Origin of the sequence: Microcoleus sp. S13C4 (assembly GCF_036700865.1) — a bacterium.
Taxonomy (GTDB): Bacteria; Cyanobacteriota; Cyanobacteriia; order Cyanobacteriales; family Microcoleaceae; genus Microcoleus.
In genome coordinates, this window is record NZ_JAUBPS010000047.1 from 41,135 (window position 1) to 51,967 (window position 10,833).

General features: G+C 44.2%; 10 protein-coding genes. 3 read left to right on the forward strand and 7 right to left on the reverse strand.

All coding sequences use genetic code 11. The annotated features are described in order from the left end of the window. The first annotated feature begins 23 nt into the window (after positions 1-23). On the forward strand, positions 24-1,505 hold the full coding sequence (locus QT996_RS19410) for an ATP-binding protein (protein ID WP_333048402.1): 1,482 nt from the start codon (positions 24-26) through the stop codon (positions 1,503-1,505). Positions 1,506-1,639: 134 nt separating this feature from the next. Here QT996_RS19410 and QT996_RS19415 read toward each other — a convergent pair whose 3' ends face one another. Continuing rightward, positions 1,640-2,026, reverse strand: coding sequence for a hypothetical protein (locus QT996_RS19415; protein ID WP_333048403.1), 387 nt, complete (start codon positions 2,024-2,026; stop codon positions 1,640-1,642). Between the two features lie 60 nt (positions 2,027-2,086). After that, the gene (gene secF, locus QT996_RS19420; protein ID WP_333048404.1) at positions 2,087-3,055 is read right to left on the reverse strand and encodes a protein translocase subunit SecF; all 969 of its coding nucleotides are present in this window, start codon (positions 3,053-3,055) and stop codon (positions 2,087-2,089) included. A 3-nt stretch (positions 3,056-3,058) separates the two neighbouring features. On the opposite strand from secF, the gene QT996_RS19425 reads away from it, so the two are divergent. Then, complete coding sequence (locus tag QT996_RS19425) at positions 3,059-3,187, forward strand: hypothetical protein (RefSeq protein WP_333048405.1); 129 nt, start codon at positions 3,059-3,061, stop codon at positions 3,185-3,187. Positions 3,188-3,190: 3 nt separating this feature from the next. Here QT996_RS19425 and secD read toward each other — a convergent pair whose 3' ends face one another. The 3 genes from secD to QT996_RS19440 form a co-directional block, all read right to left on the reverse strand. After that, positions 3,191-4,588 carry a protein translocase subunit SecD gene (gene secD / locus QT996_RS19430; RefSeq protein ID WP_333048406.1) on the reverse strand — a complete coding sequence of 466 codons (1,398 nt, stop codon included), beginning with the start codon at positions 4,586-4,588 and terminating at the stop codon, positions 3,191-3,193. Between the two features lie 137 nt (positions 4,589-4,725). Then, on the reverse strand, positions 4,726-5,709 hold the full coding sequence (locus QT996_RS19435) for an alpha-ketoacid dehydrogenase subunit beta (protein ID WP_333048407.1): 984 nt from the start codon (positions 5,707-5,709) through the stop codon (positions 4,726-4,728). A gap of 152 nt (positions 5,710-5,861) precedes the next feature. Continuing rightward, a complete protein-coding gene (locus tag QT996_RS19440; RefSeq protein WP_333048408.1) occupies positions 5,862-7,229 on the reverse strand; it encodes an NACHT domain-containing protein in 1,368 nt (455 codons plus the stop codon). Between the two features lie 245 nt (positions 7,230-7,474). On the opposite strand from QT996_RS19440, the gene QT996_RS19445 reads away from it, so the two are divergent. After that, positions 7,475-8,320 (forward strand): SH3 domain-containing protein, encoded by an 846-nt coding sequence (locus QT996_RS19445; RefSeq protein ID WP_333048409.1) that lies wholly within the window; start codon positions 7,475-7,477, stop codon positions 8,318-8,320. A gap of 43 nt (positions 8,321-8,363) precedes the next feature. On the opposite strand, the gene QT996_RS19450 is transcribed toward QT996_RS19445, so the two are convergent. Both QT996_RS19450 and QT996_RS19455 read right to left on the reverse strand, forming a co-directional pair. Then, positions 8,364-9,548: an acyltransferase gene (locus QT996_RS19450; protein WP_333048410.1), complete on the reverse strand. Its 1,185-nt coding sequence runs from the start codon at positions 9,546-9,548 to the stop codon at positions 8,364-8,366. 171 nt (positions 9,549-9,719) lie between these two features. Further along, complete coding sequence (locus tag QT996_RS19455; protein WP_333048411.1) at positions 9,720-10,445, reverse strand: M15 family metallopeptidase; 726 nt, start codon at positions 10,443-10,445, stop codon at positions 9,720-9,722. Positions 10,446-10,833 lie beyond the last annotated feature (388 nt).

Sequence of the window (10,833 nt, forward strand, 5' to 3'; positions counted from 1 at the left end):
GCCAATTACCAAAGGAGGGAGCCGTGTATGAAACTGACGGGTTGAGTCCCCTAAAATCGCCACTGGGTTTGCGATCGACTCTACAGGAATTAACCCTGTACGATTTTCTTCTAGAGTCTGAGTGTCCGGGGGACGAAGTTGCTAAAATCTTTCAAGGAAACCCTTTAGTTCCGGGTATTATCATCACTCAGCAAGGAAAGTTTATAGGGATGATTTCGCGGCGGCGTTATTTTGAACACATGAGCCGCCCCTACAGCTTGGAGTTATTTTCTCAACAGCCTTTGGTCATACTCTACCGCTTTACTAAAACTGATATGTTGGTTCTCGATCGCGAAACCTCAATTATGACCGCAGTGCGGCAGTCTTTGGAGCGATCGCCCGAACTAATCCACGAACCAATTGTAGTACAAGTAGAACCGGAAACTTACAAACTTTTAGACGTACACCAACTGCTGCTTTCTCAGTTGCAAATTCACGAGTTATCAACCGTGGCGATGCGAGAATCGCAAGCGCAATTGAGACATCAAGCCCAACAGCTCGAACTTGCCTTGCTGGAACTTCAGCGCACTCAAACTCAACTAATTCAAACAGAGAAAATGTCTTCATTGGGGCAGTTAGTAGCAGGAGTAGCTCACGAAATTAACAATCCGATCGGCTTTATTTATAGCAATTTGCACCACGCTAAAGAGTACACGCAAGGTTTAATGCGGATGATCGAGATCTATCGACAGCACTGTCCCGAACCCATCGCAGCAATTGAAGCGGAAGCAGAAAAAATCGAACTCGATTATGTAGTGGAAGACTTACCGAAAGTTTTAAATTCTATGCAGCAAGGTGCAGAAAGAGTGCGCGACATCGTTTTGTCGCTGCGGAATTTTTGCAGATTAGACGAAGCTCAAATGAAGCACGTCAACATTCACGACGGTATCAACAACACGATTATGCTTTTGCAAAGCCAGCTTAAAGGGAAACCGGGGCAGGAGGCGATAGAAATTCACAAAGAATACAGCGACTTGCCGCTGGTGCAGTGCTATCCCGGACAGCTCAATCAGGTATTTATGAATATTTTACTTAATGCCATTTACGCTCTGGTTGAGTCGAACCAACAGGAAAATACCGATAAAAAAAGCCATAAAAAGTCGTCCTGCAAGCAAAAGCAGCCTTGTACAAATAGTCAATCACCACTTTCTAACTCTACCCGCCTGATTCCTGCGATTCGGATTCGCACGGAGTTAATTGAGAAGAAAAAGGTACTAATTAAGATTTCTGACAACGGCCCGGGGATGACAGAAGATGTTCGGAAGCGGTTGTTTGACCCTTTCTTTACTACTAAGCCTGTCGGCCAAGGAACGGGTTTGGGACTGTCGATTAGCTATGAAATTGTTGTCAACCAACACGGCGGCGAATTGAAGTGCTTTTCGGAACCGGGAAAAGGAGCAGAATTTGCGATCGAAATTCCGCTTCAACAGTCTTCCGCAGCACATATTTTGCCTCGCTTTGCGTGATACAACAGAAGGAAGAAGGAAGAAGGAAGAAGGAAGAAGGAAGAAGCAATAAAAGTTAGGGACTCGGCCGTTGAAAGCACTTAAGAGTCAAACTTTGGTTCCTCTGGCTTGAGACTAAAGAATAAAGCCCATCGCTACCGCGAACCTTTGCAAACCCACTTCCACAAAGGATGGCTTGGCCCGCGCTGGCGAATGCGGCGCACTTGTTGTTCCAAACCCTGTTGTTCCCGCTGGGGCAATCCTCGCACTCTATTACGACTTTGCCAAGTTAGCACAGCTAAAGTCATTCCCAAGCACAAACCCAAACCAAGAGTCGGCCAGCGATGAAAAGATAAACCGTAGCGCACCGCCGCCCAAGTGAAGTGTTCTAAGCACAAAGCGATTTCGCGGCGCAAACCCCAAATGCTCAAAGAACCGACGCTAATCCAGAGCAATATCACCGTTAACCAGCGGCCGTAAACTGTTAGTTTGTGAAGCCTTTGGACTTCAATTTGAAAATTTGCGTCGCCTTCATTAGTCATTAGTTATTAGTCATTAGTTATTAGTTAGTCAACAGTCAACAGTCAACAGTCAACAGTCAATTAAACTTCCTCTGACTGGTTGATTCCTTCTACGGGGACGGGGATAGAGTGGCCCGTGCGACTGCGCCACCAAGCTAGCAGCGTACTGGCAATGAAAATACTCGAATACGCACCCGCAATAAAGCCGACAATCAATGCTAAAGCAAAGTATTTGAGGGTTTCGCCCCCAAACAAAAAGATTGAAAACAATGTCAGCAGCGTTGTCATCGTCGTGTTAATTGACCTTCCCAGGGTCTGCATGACCGCATCATCGACAATCTGATCGATCGACTGTCCCGGATTTAGCTTAATTACTTCGCGCACGCGATCGTAAATTACCACTGTATCGTTAACAGAAAAACCGATGATTGTCAAGATAGCGACCACAAATAAACTGTCAACTTCCACACCTTGAACTAAACCTAAAATTGAGAAAATACCAACAGTAATGAACACGTCGTGAAACAGAGCTACAAAAGCAAAAAAGGCATAATCTAACTGAAACCGGAATGTTAGATAAACCGTAATTCCAGCAAAGGAAAGAAATACCGCCAACAATCCCGAAGTAAATAATTGTTTGCCGAGGGTAGGTCCAACCGTATCAATTTGAGTAGATTTCGGGGCAAAAGCGCCTATTTTATCGTTCAATGCTGTTTGCAACTTAGTACGTTGTTCGACATCCAAAGTCTTCGTGCGTAGCGACAAACCGCGCTGTTCTTTTCCGATAACTTGAATACTGCTGCCTGCCAAACCTTGGGCGTCCAGGACTTCGCGGACAGCAGCAAGATCGATAGGTTTACAATTTTCCGGTTTCGTGCAGTCGAGTTCAAATTGCAGGCGAGTGCCACCGATAAAATCTAAACTTGGGCGCAGCGGTGCGCGGATGTCGGGACGAGTCCAAGAAATCGCCATCGACACTATACCTGCGAGGATAATAGCGGCGGACATACTCCACCAGATCGATCGCTGTTTGATAACACTGAATTTCATAATTTGAAGGAAGAAGGAAGAAGGAAGAAGGAAGAAGGAAGAAGGAAGAAGGAAGAAGGAAGAAGGAAGAAGGAAGAAGGAAGAGAAAAGAAGTCAACAGTCAACAGTCAACAGCCAACTGTCAACCGTTAACTGTTAACTATTAGCAGTTTTCGACAAATTAGGACAGAACCACTGAGGTTTTCGGAGCGCCGGAAAGCCCAACACTACCAAAAGTAGAGTGCGGCTGCAAGTAATAGCAGTAAACATACTCACTACCACGCCCAAAGCCAGCGTTACAGCAAACCCTTTAACTAAACCAGCGCCCAACCAGAACAAAGCAGCACAAGCGATGAGAGTAGTTACGTTGCCATCTAAAATGCTGGAAAAAGCTCGGTAAAAACCAGATTCTACCGATCGATAAAGCGATTTCCCCGCCCGCAACTCTTCCCGCGTGCGCTCAAAAATCAGCACGTTAGCATCCACGGCCATCCCGATGCTGAGCACAAAACCAGCAATTCCCGGCAGCGTTAATGTCACTCCCAAAAGCACGAAAGCTGCCCAAGTTAACAGAGCATAAATTAACAGAGCAATATTGGCAATTACGCCGGGGAGTCGATAGTAGGCAACCATGAAAATCAAGACTAAAGCTAAGCCGCCGATACCTGCGTTAATACTGCTTTGAATGCTGTCTCTACCCAAGCTAGCGCCGATCGTGCGGTTTTCTACAATTTCGACAGGCACCGGCAAAGCGCCGCCCCGCAATTGCACTGCCAAATCGTTGGCTTCTTGGGTTGTAAAGTTGCCTTGAATTACGGCACTCCCACCAGTAATTCCTGTTTGGGCAAATTCAACGCCGACGACTGGAGAACTGATCATTCTTTCGTCTAGGAAAATACCGATACTGCGTCCGGTGCCGGCTAAATTTTTCGTTATTTGGGCAAAGAGTTCGCCTCCTTTGGTATCGAAACGGAGAGCAACGTTCCAGTTCTTCCCAGCCGCCAAGGGTTGAGGTTGAGCGTCTTTGAGGTTTTCGCCACCGAGTCCGCTGCTTTTGAAGAGTTTGGCGATCGCCTCATTGCTTCTTTTCAAAGCTGCCTGATTTTCTTTAATTGCTGCCTCATTGTTGCTAGTTTTCAATTCTGCTTGTTTGACCAGCAATTCCTGCTGCAACTGCCTCTCAATGCCTAATTGTGCTTCTGTTCCGGGTAGTTGTTCCTGAAATTCTAGCTTTGCCGTGCCGCCCAAAACTCGTTCTGCTTGCTGCGGGTCATTTACTCCGGGTAACTGCACGAGAATTTGGTCTTCTCCTACTGTTTGGACTAATGCTTCGGAAACTCCCAAACCGTTAACCCGGTTTTCGACAATCCGCCGCACTGCTTCTAACATTCCCTGGTCTATTTTGGGAATTGTGGGGGTAGTTTTTACCTGAATTGTGAGTTGCGACCCTCCTTGCAAGTCTAATCCCAGCCGCGTCGGAATTGTTACTGTTACAGTAATGGCGGCGATGATTAAAACAAAAATTAGGGCTAATATTGAACGTTGTTTTTGCATATTTAATTATTAGTCATTGGTCAGTTGTCAGTTGGCAGTTGGCTGATTTTAGTCAACAGTCATCAGTCATCGGTCATCAGTCAACAGTCATCAGTCAACAGTCAACAGTCCACCAATGACTACTGACTAATCACTATTTATACTCGCAAAGCTACCATTTTTTGGACTGCCTCGACAATTTGCGTGGGCTGCACAATTGTCAGTCTTTCCAAATTACCGTTGTAAGGTGTGGGAATATCTTGTGAAGACAGGCGTAAAACTGGTGCGTCGAGTTCGTCAAAAAATCGATCGCTAATCGAAGCAATTAGTTCGGCACCAATGCCTCCTGTTTTCATGCACTCCTCTACAATAATTACTTTGTGAGTTTTGCGAATGGATGCGCCGATGGTCTCCATGTCCAGGGGTTTGAGAGAAATTAGGTCGATTACTTCTGGATCGTAACCTTCTTTTAGCAGGGCGGGCACGGCTTGCATGACGTGGTGTCGCATCCTGGAATAAGTCAGGATAGTGACATCTTTGCCCGATCGCACAATTTCTGCTTTGTCCAGCGGCACTAAATATTCTGTTTCTGGCAAATTTTCTTTGAGGTTGTAAAGAAGGACGTGCTCGAAAAACAGAACGGGGTTATCGTCGCGGATGGCTGATTTTAAGAGTCCTTTGGCGTTGTAGGGAGTCGAACAAGCGACTATTTTCAAACCCGGTACTGCTTGGAAATATGCTTCTAACCGCTGGGAGTGTTCGGCGCCGAGTTGTCGGCCCACGCCCCCTGGCCCACGAATTACCATTGGCATTTTGAAGTTGCCACCGGATGTGTAGCGCAGCATTCCGGCGTTGTTGGAAATTTGGTTGAAGGCCAGCAGCAAAAAGCCCATGTTCATGCCTTCGATCACCGGCCGCAATCCCGTCATTGCTGCGCCTACTGCCATGCCTGTAAAGCTATTTTCGGCGATCGGGGTGTCGAGCACTCTAAGTTCGCCGTATTTGTTGTAGAGGTCTTTGGTGACTTTATAGGAACCGCCGTATTGACCTACGTCTTCGCCGAGTACGAATACGGCGGAGTCGCGGGCCATTTCTTCGTCTAACGCCTCGCGGAGGGCGTTGAACAATAAGGTTTCTGCCATAGGAGGTTAAGCAATGATTGCAGGAGGGTCAGATTAGAATCTTAACCTTTTGGGGGTGTCGATCTAGGAGTCGATCGCAAATTAGGCAATGGAACCGTGCATAATTGGCAAGACGTGTATCATAAATATTTAATTTTGTCAAGCCCAGCCATTTATATCTCTGAAAAATGTTTTTGCAACAAATCGTGAATAAATCGGTAGCGCCGATCGCCAGTTTTTTGCAGCAACAAGCTATCGGTCGCAGCATCGAGAAAACGCCTGTAATCCCAAGGAATGTAGCCCTTCGACCACAGCACGAGGTGCAATATAAACCTTTCAATCCCCGGAATTCCCGGCAACAAAGCACTAATTACCGCAGCAACAGCACCCGCAATTAATCCCAAAATTGACCCGGAGACTAGGGTGGCAATTAATCCCAAAATCACCCAAATCAGCCCGCCAAGCAGCTTAACTCCAAACTGATACTTGCGCTGTTCATCGGCTGTTTGCAGCCAGCTAGACGGTATGCGATCGAGGTAAAATTCTTGAATTCCTTGCTGTTCCATCCTTCTCGCCAACCATCCCAGCCAGTGGCGAATTTGTTCCGGCCGCAGTTCTTTACCTCTGGGATACTGCTTGACTTGTCCGGTCATTTGGTGGCGAATATAGGCAGTTAACAGATATTTGCGCTGTTCTTCTGCAGAACTTATGCGCTTCCAAGCTTCAATTAAAATATCGTCGTAAGCCAGAGCCATCATGCTCAAAAGCAAGGGAACTTTGGCCAATTTTAATAACTCCGGCTCGCGCTCAATGCTGTACCAAAGTTCGCGGCTTCTGGCTTCTAGCAAATAATTTTGAATTTGAGTTTCTGTTAAAGGTTTCAATAAAACCGCTGCTTGCAGGCGAAATCTAGTATCGCAGTTTTTGTAAGCTTCAAAACTGCTGCAAGCTACTAAATGTTTTGGTTTAAATTCGCTTTCAACAAACTGATTAATTGCTTGAATGCAGATATTTTGGCGGTGGGTTTCTACTTCGTCCAAGCCGTCGAGGAGAGGCAGCAATTGTTGTTCGGCGAGCCATTTTTTGCCGACAGCAGGAGAGATGCCGTATTTGAACTGAAGTTGAGCAATTAACCAATCTGCGATCGCCCCGGATTCTGCTTTCCACGATCCGAGTTCAAACAGCACTGGTACTGGCAAACTAGCATCTTTTTGGGCGCGGGAAACTAACACCCGAGCTAATTCTAGCAGCGTCGTAGTTTTGCCTGCACCCGTCGCTCCCAAAATTACCAATTTGCCACCGCTGCGATCGAACACTTTAGCAATGCTTGCTTTGGGAGGAAGCCGAAAACTCGGACGGTTGCCGGCTTTCACTTCCACATCCCAACAGCGGTTAACCCCAACAGGAGACGAGTCTTGGGTGAGGTTAGCCAGCACAGCAGCGTGCAAAGACTGCGATCGCCCGGCTTGGACTTCCTGCTTCACCTCCTCCAACAATTGATCGCGAGGCGGTTGTAATCTTAGAGGAATCAATTTTGACATTTTATGTACCTCGCGCTGAACGCTTACTTTCGCAAATTTGCGCGCAAATAACCCAGAGCAAGATTACCATCAGTATAGGCGTCCAGTATATATTGACTCAAATTATTGCGACAACTATGGATCTGAAATTTTATCTAAAAATCCTGACCCTGTGGCCCGCACTAGGTATTTCGACTATAAATTAACTGGCGATCGCCCCAACTCCCAAACAAAAATTATTAGTATAGATACAGAGAGGGTTTTTTATGCCATTTACCAAGGGTCAAATCATCACAGTAAGCTTAGCAGGACTGGCAACAGCGGTGGGAGTGGCTATTGCAACTATACAGTCGGGTGTGATGAAACAATCCCATCTTCCCCTTGCAGAATCGCCGGTATCCACCAGAAACCAGATTGCACCGGTGCCGAGGAACAACCCTGAATCTCGGCCACCAAAACCTCTGCAAGTACAAACCCAAGTCGCAGAATCTCCGAAATCCGAACCCCAACCTGCAAAAACCCCGGCAGTTCAATCCTCGCTAGTTGCAAGAGTATCTCCGCAAAAAGTTGAGCCAGTAGTTGTCACACCGCCAAATTCGGGTTGCAAAATCAGCCAAGCTGTAGTCAGCGATCCGAATCCACCACTAAATGTGCGATCGATCCCGCTAGTAAGCGGCAGCCAAATAGTAGGAAAACTTAAAAATAATACCTTTGTTTCGGTCGCCGAAGAACAAAACGGTTGGCTGCGAATTACCGATCCTGTTCCCGGTTGGGTTGCGAAAAAACGCACCGAAAGCAGTTGTTCTAACGTCAACCAGCAGATTAATTTTCTGCCGGGAGGAGATGAGGCGATCGTCAAAGGTAGAATTATCGGCGGCGGCAGCCACTCTTACCGGATTCGCGCCCGAAAAGGTCAAACAATGACTGTTAGGAATCGGAAAGATGTTTTCCCCCAAATTATAACTCCTCGTGGCAAACTTTTAGCCGGAGATCCTTATCAAGGCAATGAAACAGAGTGGACTGGAAAAGTGCCCATTACTGGCAATTACACATTACAATTAGACTCAAATTTCCGGGGATACGAATACGAATTTTTAGTACAAGTGCGATAAATGTGTACGTTCGTAGTAAGGAGTTTAGTCGTGATTCTTAACATTAACTATTATTAAAAATTTTTAATAATAAGTCAGAGACGAAGGAGCTAAGCTTTTTCAAAGCTATGCTGCTGATACAGACAATGATGAAATAAACCAAGAAAGTAACCCCAAAATTTACTCCTGACATGAGCGTGAATAAACTCAGCAATGTACCATGAACTAGATATAGTTCAAAAGAGTTTTCGCCTAAAAAGTTTAGAAAGGGAGAGCGAATTTGGAATTTCCCTAATAAGATTATTAACCCAATTATCAAAGTAGCGAAGGAAATACCTATAATAGCGTGAGCAATAACATCAATTATAGGAAAATAAAGGTTTGCATTAGCACTGGGGGATTTCATCCATCCCCATAAATGTAAACATACAATACCAAAGGATAGATATAAAGTAAAAGTTTCAATATAATGATTGAGGTGTTTTTTTACGTGAGCAAAAATACTAGATAATTTTGGCTTTTCCCCTGCAAGTAAATTTTCCAACTTTTCAATAATTATTTTGGAGTTGGCCGCCATCCAACAACCAAACGGAAAACTAAAAGGATTATTAAGCCAGGGTTCGGGTGCTGGTGAAATACAGACAATTATTGCGGTTAAAAATAAATAAAATATTTTAGAGTTAGTCAATTTATTCAAACTAAAAATTACATAAGTAATGCAATACCAAAAAAGAATATATACTATAAACCACATATTCATATCCAAAGTTGAGGGAGCCAAAAATATATTGAGTAAAGAATTTCCCACACTACTTCTTTTATTTAATATAAAATAATCAAATATTAAAATTTTACAAGTCATGGCTAAGATAAATGGTATGTAAACTCTCATTACTCTTTTGGAAAAAAAGTTATTTAATCCCTTTTTTTGTATAGATAAAAAAATTCCATATCCCGAAAGTACCAAAAAAATAGCTACACTGGGAAAACCTAGGTGATGAAGAAGAGATAAATAACCAGGATTGCCCAGAGCAAGAGCTACATGATGAACAATGATGATCAGGATGGCAATTCCTTTCATTTGATTAGTCTGTAAAATTGATAAAGGTTGCTCTTTTACACTCTTTTTGAAGCTAATTAAAATTAATATAGACAAAATAGTAAATGTAGTTAATATACTCCTATTGTCTACTGCATTATTAACGGGCAAAGCCAGTAAATTTTGATTCACAAACCAATAACTAAACATAAATTTTTTCAGTAGGTTTTTAGATAAGTAGGTAGGGGTAAATAAACTTTACATGCTCGTCACAGAATGTAAAGCTATCATAACTGCCAGCGATTGCTTTCCTTCCGATAGCTGTCAAGGAAAAGAAACTGCTTCTAGTCTATACCCTTACGGCAAAAGCGGCTACTATAATTAAGGAATCTCCGAAAGCGATATATCCAGAATCGCAAACTTCTGCCAATCTTCCGAATCAAAGTGCCACCATTCAGTTGTTATACCGATAAATCCCTGTTTTTTCATTGCATCCTTAAGCACTTGACGATTTTTCCGAGATTCTGCGCTGCCGCCTTGATAATCTCCATGAGCTTTTTCGGTAAAATCATCGTAAGGTGTAGGCATTTCTAATTCTTTGCCAGTGCGATCGACTAAAGTCAAATCAATAGCAGCACCGCGATTGTGTCGCGAACCCCTAGCAGGATTAGCAACATAGCGCGGATCTGGCCAAGCTTGCCACATTTGCTTAGTCACAGAGAAAGGCCTGTAGCAATCGTAAACTTTCAAACCCAATCCGATTTTTTCCAAATCTGTTTGAACTAGCCCTAACTGTTGAGCAACAGAACTTCTCAAAGCGCATTTCGATATAGGGTAAAGTTTTCGTTTCAAGAAATTGTTAGTAGTGGCGTATCGGATGTCGAGGCGAATGTTGGGATTTACGGTGCGGATGTCCACCAGTCGCGCCGAACGAGGAAGTTGACTCATGAAAATACTTTCAGGTACTACTGGGTTTGCTTCTGGTTGGGTATTTTGCACTTGTGGCGGCTCCTGGGCGCTAATAGATGTTGTATAATTCAGGGTGGTTGTAGATAGTAATATTAGAGCGAATACAATTAAATACTTTGTAAATCGGTTGAATTTCATAGCTCTGTTAAGTGGAGATTTAATAGAGTTTTTACATTTCATATTTTGGGTAATTTTCGCGCTTTTCGTTTTGTCTGCCAGCCCGCCAGACCGACAGGGGTTAAAACCCCTGTCTCATAGCTAAAGTCCTCTGAAGAGGACTGAAATATTTCTCTAAAACTTTTATTTTATGAGTCTTTCAGTCGGTTTTAACTGAGATCTTGCACCATTCTCAATTAGCCATACTGCCAACCACTAACAGTGATGTCAAAACCCTGCTGACGAGCTAAACTCTGGGTGCGAGCGATATTAATTAACAGCCCCAAAACTACTAGAGAGGCCAACAAAGTTTCTCTCGCCAGTAGCGCCGCGTCTCCCCAATCTGGCAAGGTAGTTTTTCGCGATGCTA